The organism is Microbacterium sp. AC026 (assembly GCF_979258475.1).
The window spans coordinates 3061003-3086114 of sequence record NZ_OZ409857.1 but is presented as its reverse complement, the minus strand read 5'-3'; the positions used below and the strand labels follow the sequence as shown (position 1 = coordinate 3086114).

At 67.1% G+C, this 25112-nt stretch carries 17 protein-coding genes; 7 read left to right on the top strand and 10 right to left on the bottom strand.

Annotated features, from left to right (window positions below):
* The first annotated feature begins 123 nt into the window (after positions 1 to 123).
* Entirely contained in the window at positions 124 to 945 is an 822-nt protein-coding gene (locus ACZZ93_RS15560; protein WP_463511532.1) for a glycosyltransferase family 4 protein, read from the top strand.
* Here ACZZ93_RS15560 and ACZZ93_RS15555 read toward each other — a convergent pair whose 3' ends face one another.
* From ACZZ93_RS15555 to ACZZ93_RS15530, 6 genes are all read right to left on the bottom strand, one after another.
* Positions 946 to 2052, bottom strand: a complete 1107-nt coding sequence (locus ACZZ93_RS15555) for a glycosyltransferase family protein (RefSeq protein WP_372983969.1) — start codon at positions 2050 to 2052, stop codon at positions 946 to 948.
* Positions 2049 to 3221 carry a hypothetical protein gene (locus ACZZ93_RS15550; RefSeq protein WP_463511531.1) on the bottom strand — a complete coding sequence of 391 codons (1173 nt, stop codon included), beginning with the start codon at positions 3219 to 3221 and terminating at the stop codon, positions 2049 to 2051. The genes ACZZ93_RS15555 and ACZZ93_RS15550 overlap by 4 nt, the downstream gene beginning before the upstream one ends.
* Positions 3218 to 3868, bottom strand: coding sequence for a hypothetical protein (locus ACZZ93_RS15545; protein ID WP_463511530.1), 651 nt, complete (start codon positions 3866 to 3868; stop codon positions 3218 to 3220). Before ACZZ93_RS15545 ends, ACZZ93_RS15550 begins: the two co-directional genes overlap by 4 nt.
* Positions 3868 to 4893: an ABC transporter ATP-binding protein gene (locus ACZZ93_RS15540; protein WP_463511529.1), complete on the bottom strand. Its 1026-nt coding sequence runs from the start codon at positions 4891 to 4893 to the stop codon at positions 3868 to 3870. Before ACZZ93_RS15540 ends, ACZZ93_RS15545 begins: the two co-directional genes overlap by 1 nt.
* The gene (locus ACZZ93_RS15535; protein ID WP_463511528.1) at positions 4886 to 5578 is read right to left on the bottom strand and encodes an ABC transporter permease; all 693 of its coding nucleotides are present in this window, start codon (positions 5576 to 5578) and stop codon (positions 4886 to 4888) included. Before ACZZ93_RS15535 ends, ACZZ93_RS15540 begins: the two co-directional genes overlap by 8 nt.
* A gap of 262 nt (positions 5579 to 5840) precedes the next feature.
* On the bottom strand, positions 5841 to 7007 hold the full coding sequence (locus ACZZ93_RS15530; RefSeq protein WP_400341750.1) for a nucleotide sugar dehydrogenase: 1167 nt from the start codon (positions 7005 to 7007) through the stop codon (positions 5841 to 5843).
* Positions 7008 to 7047: 40 nt separating this feature from the next.
* Between ACZZ93_RS15530 and ACZZ93_RS15525 the strand changes: the two genes are divergently transcribed.
* A complete protein-coding gene (locus ACZZ93_RS15525; RefSeq protein WP_400341748.1) occupies positions 7048 to 9381 on the top strand; it encodes a glycosyltransferase in 2334 nt (777 codons plus the stop codon).
* A 16-nt stretch (positions 9382 to 9397) separates the two neighbouring features.
* On the opposite strand, the gene ACZZ93_RS15520 is transcribed toward ACZZ93_RS15525, so the two are convergent.
* Together ACZZ93_RS15520 and ACZZ93_RS15515 are read right to left on the bottom strand one after the other, a co-directional pair.
* Complete coding sequence (locus ACZZ93_RS15520) at positions 9398 to 9721, bottom strand: hypothetical protein (protein ID WP_463511527.1); 324 nt, start codon at positions 9719 to 9721, stop codon at positions 9398 to 9400.
* Positions 9722 to 9732: 11 nt separating this feature from the next.
* Positions 9733 to 10440, bottom strand: coding sequence for a hypothetical protein (locus ACZZ93_RS15515; protein WP_463511526.1), 708 nt, complete (start codon positions 10438 to 10440; stop codon positions 9733 to 9735).
* A 30-nt stretch (positions 10441 to 10470) separates the two neighbouring features.
* Between ACZZ93_RS15515 and ACZZ93_RS15510 the strand changes: the two genes are divergently transcribed.
* From ACZZ93_RS15510 to ACZZ93_RS15490, 5 genes are all read left to right on the top strand, one after another.
* On the top strand, positions 10471 to 11460 hold the full coding sequence (locus ACZZ93_RS15510) for a hypothetical protein (protein ID WP_463511525.1): 990 nt from the start codon (positions 10471 to 10473) through the stop codon (positions 11458 to 11460).
* A 217-nt stretch (positions 11461 to 11677) separates the two neighbouring features.
* Positions 11678 to 13996 (top strand): glycosyltransferase family 4 protein, encoded by a 2319-nt coding sequence (locus tag ACZZ93_RS15505; RefSeq protein ID WP_463511524.1) that lies wholly within the window; start codon positions 11678 to 11680, stop codon positions 13994 to 13996.
* Positions 13926 to 16250: a glycosyltransferase gene (locus tag ACZZ93_RS15500; RefSeq protein ID WP_463511759.1), complete on the top strand. Its 2325-nt coding sequence runs from the start codon at positions 13926 to 13928 to the stop codon at positions 16248 to 16250. Before ACZZ93_RS15505 ends, ACZZ93_RS15500 begins: the two co-directional genes overlap by 71 nt.
* 72 nt (positions 16251 to 16322) lie before the next feature.
* Positions 16323 to 19373: a glycosyltransferase gene (locus ACZZ93_RS15495; protein WP_463511523.1), complete on the top strand. Its 3051-nt coding sequence runs from the start codon at positions 16323 to 16325 to the stop codon at positions 19371 to 19373.
* A gap of 273 nt (positions 19374 to 19646) precedes the next feature.
* Positions 19647 to 20765, top strand: coding sequence for a polysaccharide pyruvyl transferase family protein (locus tag ACZZ93_RS15490; protein WP_400341738.1), 1119 nt, complete (start codon positions 19647 to 19649; stop codon positions 20763 to 20765).
* 83 nt (positions 20766 to 20848) lie between these two features.
* Here the strand turns inward: ACZZ93_RS15490 and ACZZ93_RS15485 are convergent, their stop codons facing one another.
* Together ACZZ93_RS15485 and ACZZ93_RS15480 are read right to left on the bottom strand one after the other, a co-directional pair.
* Positions 20849 to 23983: a glycosyltransferase gene (locus tag ACZZ93_RS15485; RefSeq protein WP_463511522.1), complete on the bottom strand. Its 3135-nt coding sequence runs from the start codon at positions 23981 to 23983 to the stop codon at positions 20849 to 20851.
* Complete coding sequence (locus tag ACZZ93_RS15480) at positions 23980 to 24948, bottom strand: hypothetical protein (RefSeq protein ID WP_463499556.1); 969 nt, start codon at positions 24946 to 24948, stop codon at positions 23980 to 23982. Before ACZZ93_RS15480 ends, ACZZ93_RS15485 begins: the two co-directional genes overlap by 4 nt.
* Positions 24949 to 25112 lie beyond the last annotated feature (164 nt).

Sequence of the window (25112 nt, the reverse complement as noted above, 5' to 3'; positions counted from 1 at the left end):
CCGATACCGCGGCGCACACGGCATCGGCCGATACGCCGCGGAGGTCCTCCCCGGCTGAGCCTGCCCTGGAAGCCCCTGCACCTCGCTGGCACCCCGTTCTCCGCGGTCGATGCGTTCCGCTCGGTGGGTGCCGCCACCGCTCCCGACGCCCTCGTCTACTCGCCCGGCTATGGCGCGCTCCTGCGCGCTCGAAAGCAGCTGCTCACCCTGCACGATCTCATCCAATTGAGCAGTCCGGGGCTCGGAGGGTGGAAGTTCGCCGCCTACTACTCCGGCCCGGTCAGGAACGTCGTGCGCAGAGCCGGCGTCGTGCTGACGGTCTCCGAGACATCGGCTCGAGCGCTCCGTTCATGGGTGGACGACGACGACGTCGAGATCGTGAACGCGGGCAACGGATGCTCGGATGCGTTCCACCCGCGCGCAGGCACGTCGGAGCAGTCCGACCCCTACGTCCTGTTCGTCGGCAACGGCCGTGCCCACAAGAACCTCGACGTCGTGCTCGACGCCCTGGTCTCGGCGCGCGACGTTCGCCTGGTCGCCGTCGTGCCCGAGCGCGAGATCGCCGACCTCGACGCCAGGGCGGCGTACCGGCGCGTCGACACGAGAGTGCGCTGGGTGAGTGGCGTCGACGACGAGAAGCTGGCGGACCTCTACCGGGGCGCCGCGGCGACGGTGATGCCCTCGACCCTGGAAGGGTTCGGTCTTCCCGCATTGGAGTCGATTCGCTGCGGAACGCCCGTCGTGTACTGGGCCGGGTGCGAATCGGTCGCGGAGATCGTCGAAGATCGCGGTCACGCGGTGACCTCCCGTGACGATGCGCAGGAGTGGGCGAGCGCGCTGACCGAGGCGGTGGCCACCGAGCGACGGGTCGTTCCGCCCGACGGCTATGACTGGAACCGCACCGCGGCGATCATCTCGGACACGATCACCAGACTGCTCGACTGACTACGCTCTGCGTCGCCGGACCGACGGGAGAAACTCCTCCAGCGAATCGGTCTTGTGCTCCCACGAGGCGGAGGACGCGGCCTGTCCACCGGCACGATTCGGTGACGGGTGCCCCAGGGCGCGCTCCAGCGCGGCGTCCGCGTCACTGACGTCGGTGTACACCTCGATGCCGAGATCGGGTGAGGCGCGGATGCCGGGCGTCTCACGCGCCACGACGGCGAGACCTGCCGCGAGATACTCGTAGAGCTTCATCGGGCTTCGACCGGCGTTGAGGGGACTGTCGGACAACGGCAGGAGGCCGACGCGCGCCGTGTGCAGCAACGCCGGAACGTCGGCGTAGGGGACGGGGCCGACGACGTCGACGTTCGACGGCACGGGCCGCGGCGGTCGGCCGTCGGGGCCGGCGATGACGAACTCGACCTCTGGTCGCGCTCGGGCCCAGGCCTCGACGCGCTCCCAATCGAAGCGATCGTCGAGCGCCCCGACGTAGACGCACCGCGCCGGACGGGGACGAGCCTCGGCAGCTGGCTGTGCGAAGCGCGCGACCTCAGCCCCGTTGCCCAGCACGAGCGAGGGGACGTGCAGCGCTCCGAGCCCTCGCAGGACCTCGTCAGAGGTGGCGACGACACCGTCGGCCTCGGCGAGTATGCGCCGCTGCAGCGCATTCTTCAGCCCACCGGGGTACAGATCGGTGGGTCGATAGATCACGCGTTCCGAAAGCGATCGCACGGAGTGGTCCCAGAGCAGTGGCTGATCGATGAGCACGGCGTCGAATCCTGCGGAGATGCCCTCACGCTGCAGCATCCGAGCCACACTGGGGGCTCCGACAGGCGCCGGCAGGATCGTGCGCGGGACGACCTGGAGGACCCCGTCGTCATCTCGCCGAGCGCGACGCGGCACGCGTGCCAGCTGCTGTCTGTCCACTCGTCCGGTCAGCCGATGCACGAGGGAGATCGGAGTGCTCAGATGCACGACGTCCGCTCCACGCTGGGAGAGCACACGGGCGTAGTGGTGACTGCCGACCCGGAAGGCGCCGAACGGATGGCTGTGCGAGAGGAACAGGATGCGCGCGGGCGAGGCGCCGGCTCGCCCCGTGGCATCGGTCATGCTCGCGCCCTGCGCACGGCGTCACGGATCTCGTGCTGGATGCCCTCGAGAGTCGCCGCCGCGTGACGCACGCGTTCGGAGACCTCCGATGCGCGCTCCGGCGTCGGGAGAAGCGCAGCGAGCATACGAGTCGGATCGCTCGCAGACGAGTCGACGGAGACGCCGTGCAGTCCGATGGCGGCGAAGGCTTTCGTGATCTTCATCGTGGGGCCGGGAACCAGTTCGAGCGGAACCGCCCCGCTCAGAGCGGCGAGCACAAGCACATGCATGCGGTCGCTGATGACGACCTGCGCCGCGTCGTAGCGTTGCCGGAGGCGCTCCTCCTGAGCCAGCGGATCGGTGTCGCCCCAGGCCTCGAACTCACCACCGAGCAGCTGTGCGAGCTCTCGCGCTCGGCTCTCGTCCTCCCGCACCTGGACGACGGTACGGATGGAGAGGCCGGCGCGCTCAGCGGCCTCACGCACCGTAGCGAGCCAGTCTGCATCCGGCAGAGGACGCGCGCCGCGCAGACTCACCAGAAGCTCGGGGCGCTCGCCCCACGGGATTCCGAGGCGCGAGCCGGCGGAGAATCCGATGTCCGGAGCGAGCCGACCGCATCGCGCGGTCCTCAGCGTCGCCTCGTCGCGCCACAGCGTCACCTGCGAGAGACGAGCTGCCAGGCGATGAATGGCGAGCGCGGGCTGCGACGGCGCTCGGATACCGCGCGGCGGACGGACGACGATCCCTCCCTTGAGACGGACGATGAGGGTCTCGACGAGGAAGACCAGCTCTCGCAGACCGTTGCCTCGGTCGAGCGGGATCTCACCGGCTTCGAACACCAGCACGGGGCGACGAGGGGCGAGAACCAGCAGCCGGAGCCAGCGCGGCACGGACTTCTTGTTCCGAAGCACGATGGCCTCAGCAGGCAGGCCCAGTTGCCTCAGCCACACATCGGGCGCATCCCCCGTGTACGCGACCAGCTCGTCGCTCGTGCCCAGCGACCACCCGAGGGTCTCGCGGCGGATCAGCGCGTCACCGATGTTGCCGGCGGGACCCGTCAGCGACACGAAGGTTCGGGTCGCTCGGGACGCCTTGGACGATCGTGATTCCCGGCGGCGCATGAGGTACATCTCCTCGCTTCCCCGAGGGGAGCTGTTCTCGGATGCGGTGCGGCCGCCCCGCACGCTCACGGGATGGTCGTGCCGGTTCCCGGATCGAAGACGGGAGGCTCGGTGATCGGCGGCGTCGTGGGCTCCGGCGTCGGCTCCGTGGGCGGCGTGGTCGGCTCGGGCTCGACAGGCACCTCAGGGGCGGGCGGGGCGACCGGCTCGGGTTCGCTCGGCTGCGAGGGCCGCGGGTCGGGCCGGGGCGCCTCGTAGTCGGGTTCTTCGGTCTCGACCGGGAGCACGCGCGTGACCGTTACGGGGGCGCTGACTCTCACGCCATCCTCGTTCTCGGCGGTCACCGTGTAGACGACGGCCTCGGTCGCGCAGGAGAAGGGAACGGCTCGGTCGGTCAGATTCGCCGGCAAGGCTGCAGCGAGTGGGAGCTCGAGCGCGTCGACCTGCGTCTCGGCCGCTGCGATCGCGACACTCTTCGCGTCATCGATCTGCCAGCTCAGCAGCACCTGTGCGTCTTCGGCCTCCTCGGAGGCGCATTCGACTGTCGCGGTATTCGCGGTGAAGCTCTTGATCACGGGGTCCGCCGCAGGAGTGGACTGCTGCGGCGTCGGTCGCGTGGACGGTTCGGCTCCGGCCGGTGCCGCGACGCTGCTGAGCGTGCCGATGATCGCACCGGCGGCGACCGCGAGCAGCACGGCGACCCCGGAGAGCACCATCAGCAGGGCGCTGCGCTTCCTCGTGCGCCTTTCGGCCCGACGGTGCCTGTCGCGCCGGGCGAGAGCGCGCGGCTCTCCGGCATCGGAGGAGATCGCGGCCGCCGCGGGCGCGCCGCTCGTCGACCGAGCACCCTGCGGGTCATCAACGTCACTGGCATCGAAACCGACGGCCACGGGGCGTTCTTCGTCGAGGGCCTGGGCGCGGAGGCCGCACCCACGGCGCTGGACCCCGGGTTCTTCGTCCAGTCGATGTACTCGGCGATGACGTCGTCGGTGGGGCCGTCGGCGATGAGCTCGCCCTTGTGCACCCACAGCACCCGCTCGCAGGTCTCCTTCAGCGAGCTCGTGGAGTGGCTGACGATCATCACGAGACCGGCGCTGGCACGCAGCTCGTTGATGCGCTTCTCGCTCTTGGTCCGGAATCGCCGGTCTCCCACCGCGAGGGCCTCGTCGATGAGGAGGATCGAGTGCGCTTTCGCCGATGCGATCGCGAATCGCAACCGTGCCGCCATGCCGGATGAGTACGTGCGCATGGGGTGGTAGATGAAGTCGTTGAGCTCGGCGAAGTCGGCGATCTCGTCGACGTGCTCGGCAGCTTCCTCAGGTGTGAAGCCCATCGCCAACAGCCCGAGGCGGATGTTGTTCTCACCCGAGAGCTCGGGTACGAGAGCCGCGTTCACACCGAGGAGCACAGGACGCTCTCGGGCGAAGATGCGCCCGTCCGAAGGCGGAATCAGCCCGGTCATCGCCCGGAAGAGCGTCGACTTGCCAGAGCCGTTGTGTCCGACGACGCCGATCGACTCGCCCTCAGAGGCCGTGAAGCTCACTCCTCGCAGTGCGGGGACGGTCTGAAGGTCTCGTCCCCCTCTGAGCGAGCGCAGGCTGAACATCGATTCGCGGGTGGTCATCCGCTTGCCCGATGCGTAGACGCGATAGTTGATGTGCACATCGTCTGCCACGATCATCGCTCGGGGCGCGTGATCGTCGATGGCCGGCTTCTGGCCGGGGAGAAGAAGATCAGTCACTGAGGCCATACTTCGGTTCGGCTTGCCAGAAGTAGATGATGCCGCCGACGAGCACCACCAGTGCCCAGATCGGAGCAGCGACCCATACGAGCAACGGAGCCGTGTACCCATCGAGCAGCACGTCACGTGCGATGGCGATGAACTCGTAGATGGGGTTGAGGTGCACGATGGTCAGTAGCGTCGGATAGTCGGCGAGCGCTCCGTCGACGTCGAAGAAGATGCCGCTGGCGTAGAACAGCACACGGGTCACGATCGGGATCAGCTGCTGCACATCTCTCGTGCGCACAGAGATCCGAGCGACGATGAGAGCCACCCCGAAGTTGAACACGCCCATGACCGCGAGGACCGGGACGATGAGCAACCATGACCAGGAGATCGGCTCGCCCAGGATGAGCAGAAGGATGCCGAGGAGCAGAACGACGGGAATCATCCGCATCGCCTGCTCGACGATCACCGAGAGCGGGAGCAGGACGCGCGGGAAGCCGAAGCTCTGCACGAGCTTGCTGTTGCTGGTGATCGCCTTCGAGCCGTTGCCGAAGCAGCCTGTGAAGAACTCGAAGACGAAGACGCCGACGATGAGGAACTGGACGAAGTTCTCGGGCCGGGCGGCGCCCGAGAGGATGAAGTGGAAGATCACGCCGTACGTGATCGCGAGCGAGAGCGGTTTGAGGACGATCCAGAGCACACCGAGGCGATTCGGCAACAGACCCGAAATCAGGCGACTGCCTGCCAGCCGCACTGCGAACGCGCGAAGTCGCCATGACTCTGCCAGATAGCCGCCAAGCCGAGGGCGGGTTCCCACCTCGGTCAGACCGGCAACCGCGGGCGCAGCGATCGCTCCCATTCGGATTCCTCTACCTCTCTCTACCCTGACGCGAGACGTCCAAGAGCCAGGGCGGCATATCGGAACATGCTACCCCAGCGACTATCCGTCGTCTGAGCGTCGGTCAGTCGCGGCCGTAGATGTCGCGCGTGTAGATCTTATGGGCGACGTCGTCGAGCGCATCGGTCGAGCGGTTGGCGATGATGACATCGGCCCGGGACTTGAACTCGTCGAGATCGCGCACGACCTCCGAGTGGAAGAACTCGTCTTCGTCGAGTGACGGCTCGTACACGACCACCTCGACGCCCTTCGCCTTGATGCGCTTCATGATCCCCTGGATCGATGACGCGCGGAAGTTGTCCGACCCCGACTTCATGACGAGGCGGTAGACGCCGACGGTGCGCGGCTTTCTGGCGAGGATGTCGGTGGCGACGAAGTCCTTGCGGGTGCTGTTGGCGTCGACGATCGCCGCGATGAGGTTCTGCGGCACCTCGGAGTAGTTCGCCAGCAGCTGCTTGGTGTCTTTCGGGAGGCAGTATCCGCCGTAGCCGAAGGAGGGGTTGTTGTAGTGCGACCCGATGCGCGGGTCGAGTCCGACACCCTCGATGATCTGCTTCGTGTCGAGCCCGTGCACCACCGCGTAGGTGTCGAGCTCGTTGAAGTACGCGACTCGCAACGCCAGGTAGGTGTTGGCGAAGAGCTTGATCGCCTCGGCCTCGGTCGACTCGGTGAGCAGCACCGGCACGTCGGTGGCGATCGCGCCCTCGAGCAGAAGGGCGGCGAAGCGCTCCCCGACGGGGCCTCGGTCTCCGACGACGATGCGCGAGGGATAGAGGTTGTCGTGCAGCGCGCGCCCCTCTCGCAGGAACTCCGGGGAGAACACGATCTTCGACTGCGGATGCTCCGCCTTCATACGCGCGGTGAACCCGACCGGCACGGTCGACTTGATCACGATCGCGGCGTCGGGATTCACCGCGAGCACGGTGTCGATGACGTTCTCGACCGACGAGGTGTCGAAGTAGTTGGTGACCTCGTCGTAGTTCGTCGGCGTCGCGACGACGACGAACTCGGCATCCCGGTAGGCGGAGTCGGCATCGACCGTCGCCGTGAGGTCGAGCTCGTGCGTGGCGAGGTAGTCCTCGAGCTCGACATCGGCGATGGGCGAGACTCTGCGGCTGAGCATCTCGACCTTCGCGGGGTCGATGTCGACGGCGAACACCTCGTGGTGCTGGGCGAGGATGACGGCGTTGGACAGGCCGACGTATCCGGTCCCGGCGATGGCGATCTTCATGCCCTCAGGCTATCCCGGCCCGCGGATAGACTCGTGCGCGATGACACCGCGCCCTCTGCTCTCCATCGTCATACCGGTCTCGGGTGACGACGCGACTGTCGCGACGGCTCTCGAGAGCGCCCTCGCGCAGAGCCTCGTCGACATCGAGATCATCTGCGTCGATGACGCCTCGACCGACGGCACTGCCGGCGTGCTCGAGCGATTCCGGCTACGGGACCCGCGAGTGCGCGTCGTGCGCCACGAACGCAACCTGTCGGCCTTCCAGGCTCGCCGCACGGGGATCCTCGCGGCGAGCGCCGATCGCGTGATGTTCCTCGACGGCGACGACGAGCTGACCCCGGATGCCGCCGCGGTCGCGGTCGCGAAGGCCGAGGAGACGGACGCGGACATCGTCGGGTTCGGTGTCACGGTGATCGAGCGCGACGGCCGCACCGGCAGCCCGTACGAGGTGCGCCTGCAGCCGCCGCAGCATCCGCACGCCGGCGATGACGTGCTGCGCGCCCTCTTCCCGGTGGGAAAGCCTGCTCAGGGTCAGCTCTGGCGATTCCTCTTCCGCACGAGCGTGCTGCGCGAGGCGTACTCCCTCGTCCCCGACGACCTCGTGCTCCCGCGCATCAACGACCTGCCGCTTCTCTTCCTCGTGGCCATACTCGCCGAGAGCTACGCGGCGGTCCCCGACAAGCTGTACCGCTATCACTTCGGTCGCGGTGGCAGCGGGCACCGGGTCGACACCCTCGAACGGGCGCGGTTCTACACAGGGGCGATCCGCTCGGTCGACGTGATCGGATCGGCTGTCGAGGCACTCGCAACCGCACATGCCGATCCGACCCTCGTCCGCGACACCTACGCGTCGGTGCGCTTCTCGATCATCGGATACGTGTGCTTCCAGCTGGTCGAGCACAGCGACGAGGGCATGCTCGACGGCGCTCTCGCACATCTGCACACGGTCGTCAGCGGCCCGGACATCATCCATGCCGCTGCGCGGTTCTATCCGGCGACTCTCAAGGCTCTCAGGTTCCACACGACGTGGCAGGGGCTGCCTGACCGGCCCGCACGCAGCATCCTGCTCGTCACGTCGACCCTCCGTACCGGCGGCGTGTCGGCCGTGCTCACCTCGCAGGCGCGCTATCTGCATGAGGCGGGCTACCGGGTGACCGTCGTCGCCCGCAACGGCGGCAGCGACGCGACCGTTCTTCCCGCCGGCATCCCGTTCGTCGAGCTGACCTCACGTCAACTGCCCGCCCAGCTCACGCAGTGGGCCGAGATCTGTCGCGCCCACGAGGTCGACGTGGTCATCGACCACCAACTGCTCTACACCGACACCTGGCCCGAGTTCGCGCTCGTGGCACGAGCCGAGGGCGCGGCGACGATCGGCTGGCTGCACAACTTCGTCGCTCGACCGGTCTACGACGGCAACGATCGGCTCACCCTGATCGAGCACTGCAGTCCGACGCTCGCTCAGCTCATCACGCTGTCACCGCTCGACGTCGCCTACTTCCGCCTGCGCGGCATCGAGAACGTGGCGTACCTGCCGAACCCGCCCTCGCCGTTGATGCTCGAGTCGGCGGCTCACACAGGTGCGAAGACGCCGCCGTCCGACCGTCTCGAGCTGGTGTGGTGGGGGCGACTCGAGCAGCGGACCAAGCAGGTGCGGGAGCTCGTCGAGGTCGGAGTGCAGCTGCGCGCCCTCGGCGTGCCTTTCACACTGCGGATCGTCGGCCCGGACTGGGATGACGTCACCGCGAAGAAGCTCAACGCCCTCGCGCGTCGTCGCGGCGTCGGAGATGCCGTCGTCGCCGTCGGGCCTCTGCGAGGGGCTGCGCTGGTCTCGGCCATCGACTCCGCGGATGCCTTCGTCTCGACCAGCATCATCGAGGGGTATCAGCTCACGATCGCCGAAGCACAGGCCCGGGGGCTCCCGGTCTTCATGTACGAGCTCCCCTGGCTCACGCTCGTGCAGGACAACCAGGGTGTCGTCGCCGTGCCCCAGGGCGATAGGCGCGGGCTCGCCTCCCGACTCGCGGAGACGTTCGAGGATCCGGAGCGCTATGTGCAGCTGTCGCTGGCCTCGTCGGATGCTGCGTCACGGTCGCGTGAGTACGACTTCGCACAGCTCTACCGCGACGTGGTCACCGGTGCGCTTCCGCCGAGGTTCTCACCGCAGCCGACGCTCGACGATGCCAGGCAGCTGCTCGGTCTGCTGGTGTTCTTCGCCCAGCGCGCCGAGGGCCGCACCGTCGCATCCGCCGATTCATCGACGTGGGGCACGCGCGTCTGGCAGTCGGCAGCACCGCTCGGGCGCGCGACGCTGCGACGGGTGCCCGGGCTGCAGCCGCTCGCGCACCGCGCGAAGAGATGGCTCGGCGCGCGCTGACCTGTGATGTCCGGCGTTACGCCACAGCATCCATCGCCGCGTGGATGCGCGCGGTCAGGCCCGCGATATCGACGCGAGCGGCGTCCACCGCGGGGGCGAGCGTCGGAAGGTGAGTCTCGAATCGACGGGCGAAGTCGTCGAACTGGTCGTACCCACCTACGAGGGCGCCGAGCCCCACCGCCGTCAGCAGGCGGGAGATCTTGTTCGGGTCGCTTCCCGAGCCGATCGGATGAGCGCCTTCAGTCGCGCCGATGATGAGGCCGTGTGCCCGGTCGCTGATGACGGCGAGCGACTGCCGGTACACGGCGCGCACGTATTCGTCGAGGACGTCGTGCCGCATGCTCGAGGGCATCACGTACTCGCCGCCGAGAGCGCGCGCGAGGTGAACGCCTCGTGGCGCGTCACGCGCCACCTGCGCCACGGTGACGATTCGGGTCTGCGTCGCAGCTGCGAACGCGCGGACGGATGCGAGCCACTCCTCCCCGGCCACGCCCGGTCGAAGCGCATCGTCACCGCGATGAGCGGCCGCCCGGCAGCCGGCGCCCACTCGTCGACAGCCGCTCCCTCCGAGTACGCCCAATCCGGCGCGAAATCACCGAAGCCGGCGCCGTCGCGAGACCCCCGGTCCCGCCACGACATCACCGGGGCCTCGCGCATGACCGGGTCGAAGGCGACACCCTGCAGTTTGTCGACGTTCTTGATGCCGAGGCCGGCGAAGATCACCGTCCCGCCCGCGTCGAGAGCGCGCGCACACTCGGCCGCACGTGTCGGAACGGGAAAGTGGCCGGTACGCGGATTGATCTCACCGGCGTTGAACGCCAGCACCGGGCGAGCCGTCGCGGCTTCGGCAGCTGACCACTGCGCTCTCGCGCTGTAGATGGTGAGATCGGGCGCAGGTGCGAACCCCGCCATGAAGTCGCTCGTCGCTTCCCCGAGGTGCAGGTGCACATGCCGCCCCGGGCCTCGAAGTGCGGCGAGATACGCCAGCCGCAGGGCAGAGTCGCCGAGGTTGTCGTCCTGCCCGCTGAGATGGGCGAAGACATGCTGAGTCGGTTTCACAATCACTGCACCCCACTATATGGTGGCTCTGTGTTCTCCGTGCCCGTTCCCAGGACCGGGGCAGCGACTGAACAGGGCGCGACCGAGGCTTCCGTTCCGACGGTGCTCGTCACCTCGCGTCCCCCGCGATATCGGGTCGACTACGTCGACCAGCTCATCGGCGACGACTCGGAGGGGCGGGCGCCGAAGGATGTCGTGCTGGAGTTCCGCACCGACCCGTTTCGCGCGCGTGGGGCGGATGTGATCCATCTCACCGACATCTCGAGCGTCCTCGGAGACCGCAGTGCTCGCGACCGCACGAGGCGTGCGAAGCGCTTCATCCGGCTTCTGCGGCGCCGACGCATCGCACTCGTGCGCACACTCCGCGGCGAGGAGGCGAACGGCCCCGACTCTCGAGCAGAAGTCATCGTGGACGGCGCCGCGGCTGCGGTGCTCGCTCTGCACCCCACGACTGCGGCGGATGGCCGATCGGCGCAGGTCGTCGCCCACAGCCACATGCGGGACCGGTTCCTCGGCTTTCCTCGGCAGGAGTCCGTGCCAGGGCGCGTGCTGATCACGGCGGTCACCACGCTCCATCCGACATGCCGAGCCGCTCTCACGGTGTTCGGCCTCGCAGACCTTCCCGCGTGGACGCTGCGCGTCGCAGGCAAGGTGCCAGTCGAACACGAGGCAGCGTACATGCGAACCCTCGCGGACCACCCCGACTCGATGTCACTCCGTGACGAACTCCTCTCCGATGCCAGTTGCGTCTCCGAGGTGAGTCAGGCCGAGATCGTGATCGTCGGAGCGGCCGAGGCCTACGAGTCCCAGAGCATCCTCATGCTCGCCCTGTCCCTGGACCGGCCGGTGCTCGTCGAAGACACCGAGCAGACGCGGTCGCTGGCCGAAGAGGTCGGCCCGTCCTGGGTGCGGCGTCACAGCGGCCCGTTGACGGCCGACGAGCTCGAGAAGACGCTCGCTTCGTTCCGAGCGGATCCCCCACCGGCCGACCCAACCTCGAATCGCGGGCACCCAACCTAATCAGCGCGCAGTATCGCGCCGTGTATCGCGCCGCGGCGGCAGCGCGCTGACCGCCACCCGATCCCATGACGACGCCCTCGACTCCCTGGTCTCCTTCATCATCGCTGCGGACGCAGACTCGGACGCCGTCGATCGCAGCATCCGCTCCTGTCTCGCGCAGTCGCTCACCCGGATCGAGGTCGTGTGCGTCCGCGCAGGCGGTGCCGGCTCCGGCGCGATGACCCACTTCTCCGACGAACGCGTCGTCATCATCACCGAGCCGTCGGATTCCGCTCACGCGCAGCTGCGTCGGGCCGGCATCGAAGCTGCGCGCGCACCGTATGTGCTGGTGCTCGAACCTGGAGACGCAGTGCAGCGTGGCACGGCGATGCGCCTTCACCGCCGCGCAGTGGAGTCGCGTGCGCAGCTCGTCGGGTTCCCCCTCCCGGCGACGAAGGGCGCCCGCTCCCGTGTGAAGCGCACCGTCGAGGCCCGCCCCCTCCGCGGAGTCGACATCCTGCGCAGCCTCGTTCCGCGAGACACAGCGGCGGAACTGGACATCTCACGTCACCTGTTCGAGACGAGTCTGCTCAGACAGGCGTACGCCGCGACCGCCGCCGACCACCCGCTCGATGACCGCGCGACCGTGCTGCTCGCCTATGCATCGGCCACATCGTACGCAGCTGTCAGCACGGTCGAGTATCTGCACCGGTCATCCCGTCGCGACATCGAGACCGAGCCGGAGCACCGCCTCGATCGGGCACTGCATCGCATCGCGTCGTTCCGGGCCATCGAGGCGACCATCCGGGAGCAGGCCCGTCACAGCTCCGACCCCGAACCGCTGCTCGACGGCCACATCGCGGCCTACCTCACTGCCATCGGGGAAGCGCTTGACGCCTTCACCTCGCTGCCGCCGGAGATGCGCGCCCGCGGGTACGAGGCACTGCGTGCCTGCGTCACCGACCTCGACCTCATCTCAGCCGCCGTGACGTTCGCTCCCGACACGATCCCCGCGCTCGTCGCTCAGGGGGAACGCCTCGAACTCGGTCGCACTCCGGTGCACAGCGTGCTGTTGACGACCAACGTCCTGACCACGGGCGGAGTCTCCGGTGTGCTGCTCGCGCAGGCGCGGATCCTGATCGGAGCCGGATATCGTGTGACGATCGCCACACACCGCGCGGGGAGCGCCGAGTCGCTCGTGCCCGAGGGCGTGACGCTCGTGCAGTTGACCGGCATCAGCCGACGTCAGCGCGTGATGCAGTGGGCGCAGCTCTGCCGCCGCTTCGACGTCGATGTGGTCGTCGATCACCGCGTCCTGTACTCCCGAGATTGGCCGTCGTTCGCACTGGCTGCCCGCACCGCGGGGTCGGCGACCGTCGGGTGGATGCACAACTTCGCCGGGCGGCCCACCTACAACGGAAACGACCTGCAGACGCTGTTGCACACCCACCTCCGGGCTCTCGCACACCTGGTGGTGCTCTCGCCGCTGGATGTGGCGTTCTGGAAGCTGCGGGGTATCCGTCATGTCAGCTACCTCCCGAACCCACCGTCGCCGTTCCTCCTCGCCGCCGGCGAAGTGCGCGGCCCGAAGCCTGCGCCGCTCGACCGGCGACTGGAGCTCGTCTGGTGGGGCCGGCTCGAGGAGCACACCAAGAAGGTCACGCAGCTCGTCGAGGTCGCCGCGGCACTGCAGCGGCTCGGAGTCGACTTCCGCCTGCGGATCGTCGGTCCTGATTGGGCCGATATGAGTGCGGATCGGCTGCTGGCTCTCGCCGAGGCCCGCGGCGTCTCGGAGCGTGTCGAAGCCATCGGCCCCCGGCACGGTGCCGATCTGCTCGAAGTGATCGATTCGTCTGATGTCTTCGTGAACACGAGCATCATCGAGGGTTACCCTCTGACGCTGCCTGAGGCGCAGTCGCGCGGTCTTCCGATCGCGATGTACGACCTGCCGTGGCTCTCGCTCATCCAGGGCAACGACGGAGTCATCTCCACCCCCCAGCAGGATCCCGAGGCTCTCGCCGGGGCGATCGCCGACCTCGCCGTGGATCCGGCGCTGTACGAGGCGATGTCCCGCGCCTCGGTGGCAGCTGCTGTCGAGGCGACTTCGCATGATTTCTCCCAGCTCTACTCGCAGCTGCTGCGCGGGGAGCTGGCGCCGGAGCTCTCCCCGAGCCGACGCTCGAGGACGGACGCAAGGTGCTCGAGCTGCTCGTCTTCTTCGCCGAGCGAAGCACGCCACCCCCGCGTCCCGCACCGGCCCGGTCCACGACGAGCGCACCCGCGCTCGCCGCTTCATCGCGGCCGGCTCTTGGAATCCGCATCGAACGCGTGCTTACCCCCATCGGCCGTCGCGTCATCGATGCGGCCCCCTGGCTGCGACCGGCGGCGACGAAGGTCACACGCATACTGCGGCGCCGATAACGAGAGATCACATGACCGCGACTCCCCTCGTCTCCATCGTCGTCCCCGTCTTCAACGACGCGGACGTGATCTCCGACGCACTCGACAGTTGCATTCGACAGACTCTCGCAGCGATCGAGATCATCGTCGTCGATGACGCGTCGACAGATGACACCGCCGCGATCGTCGAACGCTACATCGCGAGAGACCCTCGTGTTCGGCTGATCCGTCACGAGAAGAACGCGTCGGCGTACCACGCACGTCGCACCGGGATCCTCGCGGCGAAGGCGGACCACCTGCTGTTCCTCGACGGCGACGACGAACTCGCCGGCACCGCAGCCGAGGCAGCGGTCGAGAAGGCGACGGCGACCGGTGCGGACCTCGTGCAGTTCGGCGTCGAGGTCGTGCAGCTCGACGGTCGCACCGGCGGGCGGTTCGAGTCGCGCCTGCAACCGAAGCACTCGTCGCTCGCCGGAAGCGATGTGCTCCGCAACCTGTTCCCACTCGATCGTCCCGCCCAGGGGCAGCTGTGGCGGTACCTGTTCCGTACCCGCCTACTCGTCGATGCCTACGCGCTCATGCCCGCAGATCTCGTGCTGCCGAGGGTCAACGACCTGCCGATCACTTTCCTCGCCGCAGCGCTGGCCACGCGCCTCGAGTCGATCCCGGACCGTCTGTACTGCTATCACTTCGGGCGCGGTGGGAGCGGTCAGAAGGTGCGCGATCTCCGCACAGCATCGTTCTACGCGGGCGCCATCCGATCCATCGATTCGATCGAGCCGGCGGTTCGACAGATCGCCAGCACCAGCACGGACTCCGATCTCGTCCTCACGAGTTACGGGTCCGTCCGACGCGCCATCATCGGCTACACCACGCGCTATCTCGCGGAGCACACGCGCTCGGATCTGCGGAGTGCGATGTTCGCCGACCTGTACACGCGAGCGTCCGCCAGCGACATCGTGCAGTCCACCGCGCTGCACTGGCCCCAGGCGATCGACACGCTCGCCGCGCACGGTGACGCGATCGACCTCGCAGCTCGCCCGGTGCGCAGCATCATGCTCGCAACGAACCATCTGCGCACCGGCGGGATCTCGGGCGTCGTGATCTCTCAGGCGCGAGTGCTGCAGGAGTCCGGGTTCCGGGTCACGGTCGTCGCGCGTGAGCCGGGGAGCGACCTCTCCAACCTTCCGGCAGGGGTGGGGTTCGCCGAGGTGTCGACTGACACTCTCGGCGGCGCGCTCGCGCAATGGGCCGAGGTATGCGCGCTCCACGAAGTGGATCTCGTGATCGATCACCAGTGGCAGTACTCGACGTCATGGCAGGCCTTCGCCCTCGCGGCTCGCGCAGAGGGCGTCGGCACCATCGGCTGGTCGCACAACTTCGCCGGTCGATCGCTGCTGCTGGGTCTCGCACGGCTCGAATCCGCCCCGCGCTACTTTCCCCTGCTCTCGCATCTCGTCGTGCTCTCGCCGCTCGACGTCGCATTCTGGAAGCTGCGGGGGATGCCGCGTGTGTCCTACCTGCCCAATCCGCCGTCCTCGAACCTGCTCGCCGCGGGCATCGAGGCCGCGCCTAGGCGCGCACCTGCGGGCCGTCGGGCCGAACTCGTCTGGTGGGGGCGACTGCAGGAACGCACCAAACGGGTGAGCGAACTGATCGACATGGCCGAGAATCTCGATCGCATGGGTGTCGACTTCCGCCTTCGGATCATCGGTCCCGACTGGCGAGACATGACTGCCGCGCAGCTGAACAGAACGGCCAAGGAACGAGGACTGGGCAACCGAGTCACGGCCGTAGGACCGCTTCGTGGCGACGCGCTCCTCGCGGCGATCGACTCCGCCGATCTCTTCGTGAACACCAGCATCATCGAGGGCTACCCGCTCACCATCCCCGAGGCGCAGTCGCGAGGTCTCCCTGTCGCGATGTACGACCTGCCGTGGTTGGCCGTGACCCGCGAGAACGGCGGCGTCGCGACGACGAGATGGGGGGATGCCGAGGCGCTTGCCCGACGTGTCGCCGAGATCGTGGCTGATTCGACCCGCTACGCACGCATGTCGGACGCATCGCTGGTCGCGGCCGAGCGCGAACTCTCCCACGACTTTGCGTCCTGGTATCGCGGACTCGTCTCCGGCACGCTGCCGTCCGAGCTGTCGCCCGAACCGACTCTCGCCGATGTCCGGCAGATCGTGGACCTGTCCATCATGTTCGCCGAGCAGCATGCGGCAACGCGCTCTCCTTCGCGCAGCACGAATGTGCGCAGTGGCGGCGAGGACTCCACGACGAGCAGCCGGGGCACGCTCGCACGACGCCTCTCGCGCAAGACGATCCCGGCGGCGCGGGCTGTGCTCGCGCGCGCGCCGTGGCTGAGACCCGCCGCCGAGCGTGTGCGGCGTGCGATCACCTCCGCATGAGCGCGGACGACATCGAATAGCATCAGACAAAACGCCATATATCAGGGGGAATCGCGAGTGTCGGTAGCAGGATTGAAGAAGACGGCGCGGGCTCAGTACATCGAGGCACGCCGCGTGTACGCCACGGGCGCCTTGCTCAGGAGCGGGATATTCGACCATTCCTACTACTCCGAGATCGTCCAGCTGAAGGGGCAGACACCCCGACAGGCGATGCAGCACTATCTCGCTCACGGCATCGGATCGGGGCTTTCTCCGCACCCGCTGATCGAGATCGAGTTCTTCCCCTCGAGCGTCCGCAGTGCGACCCGCGCGCGAGACGGCGTGGCGACCTTGCTCAGCTACCTGCGCAGCCCCCACGCGCGGACACATGCCTGGGGGCCGTTGTTCGATCCTCGCCTCACCGACGAAGACCCCCTGGACCTGCTCTCCCGTCTCCGCCCCGACCAGGTTCTCCCTGTCCCCGAGGGGTTCGCGGGCGCCGTCCCGACCTTTGGCGAGGCGCGCAGGGCGGCCATCGAGTTCGCAGAGACCCACCGGGACCAGATGGCCGCCGCGCTGCCGCCTCGTCGCAAGACATGGGACCACAAAGAGACTCAGCAGTGGATCACGGGCGTCACTTCGGCGAACGCTCCCTCGCGCGCGCTCGTCTCCGTGATCATGCCGGTTCTGAATCGAGCCGATCTCGTGGGGGTGGCGATCGAATCCGTGCTCGCGCAGACCCATGACCAGTTCGAATTGATCGTCGTCGATGACGGGTCGACCGACACCACACGTGACGTCGTCGCAGAGTACGTGCGCACCGACCCTCGGGTGCGCCTTCTCGCAGGTCCCCACGCGGGCGTCGGCGCCAGCCGCAACACCGGGCTGGAGCAGGCGCGGGGCGAGTTCATCGCGTTCCTCGACAGTGACAACAGTTGGACCCGCAGATTCCTCGAGCTGTCGTTGGCTGCCCTCGACGCGGCTCCCGACGTCGTCGCGTCCCATGCTGGACTGCGATTGCACGGCGACGACGATGTGGCCTATCGCGGCGGCGATGCACAGCTCATCGACCTTCAGCTCGCAAACTCCATCGACTTGAACGTGCTGGTGGTTCGGGCGCAGGCCCTGCAGGAGACCGGCGTCTTCGACGTCACGCTGCGCCGCTGGGTGGATTACGACCTCGTCCTTCGACTGGCGAAGCTGGGACGACTCGAATACCTCCCGTTCGTCGGATGCGAATACGACAACAAGAGTGCCGACGGGCGCATCACTCAGAATGAGTCACAGCACTGGCAGTGGGTCGTCACTGAGCGCAACCTCATCGACTGGGAGGCCACGCGCCGGTCCGTCGATGACCGCGTCGCAGATCGCACGAGCCTCGTGACTGTCGTCGCCGGATCGACAGGGCACGCCGCTCGGTCCATCGACCGCCTCCTGCACTCCTTCGATGACGATCTCGAGGTCGTCATCATCGACAACGGTTCACGTGCTGCGGTCGGTCGGCACCTGACGCTCCGCTATATGAGCGAACCGCGAGTCCGGTACGTCCGCCTCCCGGCGAACAACAACTTCGCCCTCGCGGCCAACTACGGATTCTCCCTCACCACGGGCGCTCAGGTCGCGTTCCTCGACCCTGATGCGGATGCCCGAGACGGTTGGCTCGAGGCCCTGTCGACGAGGCGGCGGGAGCGCGGGGCAGCCGGTGTTCAAGCCCTCCTGGTGAACCGGGACTACACAGTGCAGCACGCCGGCTATGCCTTCTACGACCAGCTGCCCCTGCCGAGCGGGCTGCTCGCGAATCTCACTATCGACGACGCCGCAGTCGTACGGACTGATGACCTGACCGCCATCAGCGCCAGCGCCAGTCTTTTCGACGCCGCGATCTTCGCCGAGCTCTCGGGCTTCGACCCGATGTATGCGAACGGCCTCGAAGATATGGACTTCTGCCGTCGGGCGAAGCGCGAGATGCCCACGGCTCGATTCGAATGCGAACCGCAAGCGATCGTCGTTCATCAGCCGGGCACCAGTGCCTATCGCGAACGCCGACAGGTGCAGAATCGCCGCACCTATCTCGAGCGTTGGCACGGACAGAGCGCACCCGACGACCGATACCGCTACGGCGCTCTGGGTATGACGGTCGCCGGCTTCGCGCCCACCTTCAGCCCTGGGCAGCCGTCGGCCAATCCAGTGCTGCTGAGAGAGTCGCGTCGTCTGGAGACCGCATCCGCGACCTCACCCACGCAGTTGCGCTGGGCCATCAAGACCGGCGTTCCATGCACGCGGGGCGGCGATCACTGGGGTGACATCCCGTTCGCGTCCGATCTCGCACGCGCACTCAGGGCTCAGGGGCAGCAGGTTGTCACGGATCGGCATGAGGCCTGGACCCGGTCGACCTCGTACCTCGACGACGTCGTGCTGACACTGCGAGGACGCCATGCGATCCCTCCGCAGCCCGGGGCTGTCAACATCCTCTGGGTGATCAGCCGACCGGAGCTGGTGACTGTCGACGAGGTTCGCGGATACGACCTCGTGTACGCCGCCTCGGAGAAGTGGGCCGCTTGGATGTCGGCACGCTCCGGTCGAACCATCGAGCCGCTTCTGCAGGCGACGTCGCCTGAACGCTTCCGGCCCGACCTGGACCCGGTCAGTGAGCCCGATGATCTGATCTTCGTCGGAGGAAGTCACGGGCACGAATTCGGACGCGCCATCGTGGGAATGGCCGTGCAGGCCGAAGCTCCGGTCGGCCTCTGGGGCCCCGGCTGGCACAAGTTCGCGCCCGAGCGCTATGTGCGCGACGGGTACCTCGATGCCGATCGTCTGCCGCACGCCTACAGGTCGGCGAACATCGTTCTCAATGACCACTTCTCCGACATGGCGGAGTGGGGCTTCATCAACAACCGCACGTTCGATGCCCTCGCCTGCGGAACACCGCTGATCAGCGACGCGATCGACGGCCTGGAGATCTTCGAAGGTGCCGTGGTCGTCGCGGACTCGGTGGAGCGCATGCGCGAGCTCGTCACCGATCGAAGCTGGATGCCGTCGGCCGAGCGGATGGCCGAGATCGCCTCGAGAATCCGCGCGGATCACTCCTTCGATTCGCGGGCCCGTACGCTTCTCGACGCGGCGCTGTCGCGGCGTAGCTGACGTGAGGGCACGTGCCACGCCTCCACAGCCCGGGTATCCGAATGGGATCGATCATCGGATGCCGGCACGCTTCCCGACCCCCGGCGAGGCGAGTCCACGACTACTCGCCTTCTCTCTCGATTCGCTTGTATAGTTCGTGACAGCGTCGCCGGTCAGAAGACCACCCGAAGGTTCCGCGCCCGTCGAGTACCCGCCCGGTTCGACGAGCGGCTCCGGCGCCTCGACTTGCTCTGACATGAATACCCGCATCGTGCACGAAGACTGGGAGACCTAGTGCGAATTGCTCACTTCGGCACATTCGACGTCGCCAACTACGGCGATCTCCTGTTCCCCCGTCTTCTGGAATGGCGACTCGCAGACATCTCAGATGAGGTCGTTCATATATCGCCGGTAGGCGGCATACGGATCTATCGGGATGTTCCCGTCAGCCGTTCTCTGGCCGACGTGCAGCGAGCAGGAACCGAGTTCGACGCCGTCGTTGTCGGGGGCGGGAACATCATCCATGACAATGGGACCAACCTCGCCACCTACAAGAGTGTGAAAAGCGTGGCGTACCCGCGATTGTGGCTCGGTGCCACGCAACTCGCAACGAGACAGCGGATCCCTCTGGTGGTGAACGCCCCGGGAGTTCCCAAGGTGCCGGGCAGGACGGCCGCACCTCTGATGCGTCGCTTCGCCTCCCGAGCCGATTACCTCTCCGTCCGCGACACCTACAGCCAAGAGGTACTGCGGTCTATCGGCGTCCCGGGAGCCACCGTGGTCCCCGATTCCGCACTGGAACTCCGCGACATGTTCACCACGAGCGCGCCTGCGAACCTGGACGCGCCGACCCGGCTGACGGAGACGTTGGACTCCCGGTTCGCAGCAGTGCACATCAATGCCCGCTACAAGGGCGGCGACGTCGCGTCGCTCGCCCGACGTCTCGATGAGCTATCCGCGACGCTCCAAGCGACGATCGTCCTCATCGCCATCGGTCCTTGTCACGGCGACGACGATTTCGCCGAGACGGTGGCTGCACAGATGCACTCTGACCCGGTCGTGTTCGGAGCGCCGAAGGCCGTAGAGGACATCGCCTACGTGATCTCTCGCTCGTGCGCGTACATCGGCTCATCCATGCACGGGTTCATCACTGCCGCGTCGTTCGGAGTCCCCGGACTCATCGTCGCCAGCCACGCCGCCCAGCACAAGTTCCGCGGGCTGCTTGCGCACCTCGACGCCGAAGAACGCCTGGTCTCGAGCTGGGACGAGGCCCTGAAGGTCCTCAGCGCCGGCGGCCGGCAGACCGCACTGACCCCCGTCGATATCGAGCCGGCCCTCCGGAGAATCGACGATCACTGGGCTGAGCTTCGAGGGGCACTGCAGGGCGCTGCCCGGACGGTCGCTGCCCACTAGCAGCGCGTCCGCCAGGAGGCGGACACACTCGCCGTCGGCCCCGCGCAGCGGGGCCGACGGAATCACACCGCGATCATTGCGTCCTAGTGCGGGGTTCTCGCGGTATCCACCGCTGATCTCAGGAACCGATCGAACCGGGGCTGCTGACCCGCGAGCATGCCGTTCTCGACCAGCCAGGCGCGGCCCTCGATACGCGATCCTTCCGACTCGACCTCGGTGGTCGTGCGACGGAGCGCATCGACCCATGTGTCGACCGAGTTCGCGACGGCTGTCACCCCGGGGATCGAGGTCTCCCGGTACGGCCCGACGGCGCTGGCGACAGTACGCATCCCCAGGGCGAGATGTTCGAGGAGCTGGAGGTCAGACCGGGACGCGTCGAGCTCCGTGCCCGCCAGCGGTGCGATCGCGAAGTCGACTCGTTCGGCGCACTCATGCAGCCATTCGACGGACTGCGGGAACTGCCGAACGCTCTCCGGCGCCTCGAAGCCCTGCAGCCAGGGCCGGCCGTCTCGCAGCTCTTCCAGCTCATCTTCAGCGGTGATGCCGATCAACACGAGTTCGAAGTCGGGGCGGGTGGCCGCGAACGCATCGAGCGCCGGGAGCACCACGTCGAGATCCGCGCGGTGCGTCCGGTCTCCGAGGTACAGCGCGCGGACCTTCCCATCTCGTACCCGCGGACTGACCGGCACGCTCCACAGACGATCACTCAGCGCGGCAGGGAAGACCTCAACCGGAACATCCAGATCCGCCAATCGGTCACGGCGCGCCTCTGTCGACACCGAGAAGGCCGTCGCGCGGCGCAGCAGCGCCGTCGATGCAGGTGCATCCGCGACATCTCTCAGGCGCGCGTCGCTTTCGGAATCGGCCGGCATCAGATCGCCGTCCTCCTCGATCACGAGCGCCGCACCGGCCGCGCTGAGTGCCGTGATCAGGTCCGTGACGGCTGCGGCGGGTACCGCGTCGCGCTGCACGATCAATCCGTCGATCAAGCCCTGCCGCACGGATGCGATCGCGCCGTCCGGTGCGACCCGCACGAAGTCCACATCGCGGGCCACAGAGTTCCGCGTGCGTTCCCACAGTCGGATATAGGTCGATGCGGGGGCTCGCGTGAGGTCACGGGAAGAACGGGAAAGGACGCCGACTCGGAGCGTGTCTGACGAATCGCCTTCCGATCCGGCGAGAATCCGGCGGTAGACGTCGAGGTACCGCAGTGCCATCTGCTTCGTCGTCCACGCGATGCCCCAACCGTTCTGCCAATCGTGGACACCACGCAGAGCCGCCACGCGTGCCTCACGATCGTAGAGCGCCTCCGTCATCTGCGTGAGCAGGGAGGGGGCGTCCAGGCCGTCGAGAACCCAGCCGGCATTGAAGCGTCTCACGCGCTGCGCAACGTTGGGGAAGTCGAGAACGAAGACGGGGATGCCGACGCTCCACATCTCCGTGACGGTATGACAGTAGGTTTCGTCCCAGATCGAGAGCACCGCTCCCGCATGGGGCGCGATCTTCTCGACGAGTTTGCCGAAGTTCTCACGCTTGTAGGCGCCGTGGTAGACGACGCGTGACCCCTTGGATTCGAACTTCTCTTTTATCGGTCCGAGAATGTGCCACTCGATCTGCCCATGGGCATCGGCGTCCGCCATCGATCGCAGAATCTCCGCGCCCTTCGCCGCGTTGATCCCCCCTGGCACCAGAATCCTGATGGGCTCGCCATATACCGGCCGAGCGGCGACGAAGCGGAGGACTTCGAAGTCCCGACCGTGTTCGATGACACTGAACCGCTCGGGATCCATCTCGGGAAAGTGGTAGAGGATCAGGTCGCGGGCGCTGTCCGACGTGGTGACGAATGCGTCGCACATCCGGATCGCCCGCCAGAAACGGTCCTGCCACCATTGCAGCCATTCGCCTGTCGGTGTCGGGTATTGCTGCACCGGCCAGCCGGAGTCGCGGTACACCGAACCTGACCCGACGTACTCGTCACCCAGGTAGGTGCCCCGATCGTCGATCAACTTCAGGTTGGGAGACAAGGCGTAGTAGTCGTGGAAGGAGACGACGACCTTCATCCCGAGCTGGCTCGCGATGCCCGGCAGCGACAGCGAGTGCCACAGCAGATGCCTGATGTGGACGATGTCGAAATCGCACTGTCTGAGCCACGACCCGACCACGCTGTCGTACTCGGGCGAGATGTGACCGATCGGCTCGAGCTCGTGATGCAGTTCGTGTCGGTACACTTCGTGAAGCTCGCCGTCGACGACCCGGCTCAGAGTCATCTCGCGCGAATCGCAGCGCAACACCCAAGGCTCCACGGCGTCGTCGAGCGCGTTCATGAGGTCCGCATTCGTCTGGGGCGTCCCACCCGTCGTCGTCGAGATGACGTAGAGAACACGAGGAAGCGCGACAGCGCTCCTGGACGCCACGGTCAGCGCGACGTGCGCACGATTTCGCGCGATCGCGATCTCCGGGCTCTCTCGGAAAACGCGGATCGCGTGCTTGTATTCGGGGTATCGAGCGTCTACGACGGCCCGGCCTGCGGCGAGCAGCTCGGTCTTGGTATCGCCGAAGCTCTTCGATCGATCGTGGAAGACATAGGTGCTGTCATCGATGACGTGGATCCAACCGGCGCGGCCCGCGCGCATGCAGAAGTCGTTCTCCTCGCCATAACCACGCGGAAAAGCCTGCGAATCGAGCGGCCCGATCTCCTCGATGCAGAGTCGGCTGATCCACATGCAGAAACCGTTGCCGGTGGGGACTCTCGGATACACCCGCACCGATTCCCGGCGGAACGCACGCGCATACGCGATCTCATCGACGCCGGCAGGCAGCGGATTGTCGTTCCCGATTCGCGGCGCCGAGAACGCGCCGGCTCGGTCCGACATGGCGGTCACTGTCGCGGTCCGAGGCGAGTTGGCGGCGGCCGCGAGCATGCCGTCGAGCCATCCGGGCGTCACGCGCGCGTCCGAGTTCAGGAGCACGACGTCGTCGTCCCCTGCTTCGACGATCCCCCGGTTCACGGTCCTCGTGAACCCCATGTTCGTCTCGTTGCCGAGGATCCGTAGCCTCGTCTCGTCGCGGTGGCGAGCAAGCACTTCTCTCACCCGTGCATCGGGTGAGCAGTCGTCGATCAGCAGGATGCGTGCGGATTCAGGGGTGTGAGCCAGGAGACGCTCGATGCATACCGCCACATCGTCCGGCGCGTTGTAGATCGGGACGATGATGGTCACGCCACGGCGCGAGGGCTCCTCGAAGCGGACGCTTCCCCCTGTGACTGGCGCGGGTGTGAGCTGAAGCGATACTCGCTACTCGTCGTCTGGTCGGGGAACCGCAGCGAGAGTGCGTGCTCAGCACCGTCGGAGATCCATCGGTGCAGCGGATTGATGAATCTCACTCCGCCCTGGCCGTTGGCGAGGCCGGCTTTGCGCAGGTCATTTCGCGGCAGCGAGTTCTTGACCGTCAGATATGGATGGCCGTCGAGAAGCACTTCGACATCGAAGACGTCATCCGGCCAGTTCTCATTGATGGCCCATCCGCGCACGTCAGCGTCGTCGGTGCCTTCGAGGCTGCCGCGGTACGAGTCTTTGAGGGCGGCGGTGCTCACCTCTCTCTCGAGCATGATCGACCCGTCTGCGGGATCGCGGAGCGACACCACGACGGAGTCTGCCGAGGGGCGGAACTTGCCGGTGGGAACACTGAATCCCCACGATCCTGTTCCGGCTCCCGTGGTGAGTTCCGGAACTGCGAGGTCGCACCTGTGACTTGCAGCGACGCGGTGTTCGTTGAGATAGATGTCAGCGACGACAGGGTCGTTCTTGCCGTTCAGCTTCACCCAACCGTTCAGCGCCCGGTTCTTGGGCTCGCGGATGGCACCGCGCCAGGGCGTGCCGCTGAAAGGCGCTGCGAACTCGCGCTCTGCGATCAGTTCGCCCGATCCGTTCGCCAGGACTGCGACCTTCACACGCTCCCCGAACGTCGCGGAGGCGGGGAGTTCCCACACGTAACCGTGCCTGCCATGAGCGTCACCGGCGGAGACGAGATCCTTCCGGAACCTGTCGGCGGGGACGTTCGTCGCGACGAGCACGCCGTCGAGCTCGATGTCGATGTGAAGACTCGAGCCGTCGCCGTCGCGACGAGCCCACCCGAACACACCTCGTCCATTGAACCCGTCGATCACTCCGACCAGTGCTGTCATATCGGCAGCCACACCCCTCCTAGTACGGCACGCAGAAAGAACCTGTCTTTGCGGATCACGAGCCGATGCCAGGATATCGCAACGCCCCGCGCGGCCCCGGTCCCCGCACGCCCCCGTCGCCACGCCGTCATATCGGGCGGCTCAGACCGAGAAGTGCAGCGCGA

What these genes read in the sequence shown, in the direction of transcription:
- ACZZ93_RS15530 (WP_400341750.1), bottom strand. Translation starts at nt 7,007, where the DNA reads ATGAAGATCGCCATCGCCGGGACCGGATACGTCGGCCTGTCCAACGCC.
- ACZZ93_RS15555 (WP_372983969.1), bottom strand. Translation starts at nt 2,052, where the DNA reads ATGACCGATGCCACGGGGCGAGCCGGCGCCTCGCCCGCGCGCATCCTG.
- ACZZ93_RS15525 (WP_400341748.1), top strand. Translation starts at nt 7,048, where the DNA reads ATGACACCGCGCCCTCTGCTCTCCATCGTCATACCGGTCTCGGGTGAC.
- ACZZ93_RS15545 (WP_463511530.1), bottom strand. Translation starts at nt 3,868, where the DNA reads ATGGTGCTCTCCGGGGTCGCCGTGCTGCTCGCGGTCGCCGCCGGTGCG.
- ACZZ93_RS15520 (WP_463511527.1), bottom strand. Translation starts at nt 9,721, where the DNA reads ATGCGGCACGACGTCCTCGACGAATACGTGCGCGCCGTGTACCGGCAG.
- ACZZ93_RS15480 (WP_463499556.1), bottom strand. Translation starts at nt 24,948, where the DNA reads ATGACAGCACTGGTCGGAGTGATCGACGGGTTCAATGGACGAGGTGTG.
- ACZZ93_RS15505 (WP_463511524.1), top strand. Translation starts at nt 11,678, where the DNA reads ATGACCCACTTCTCCGACGAACGCGTCGTCATCATCACCGAGCCGTCG.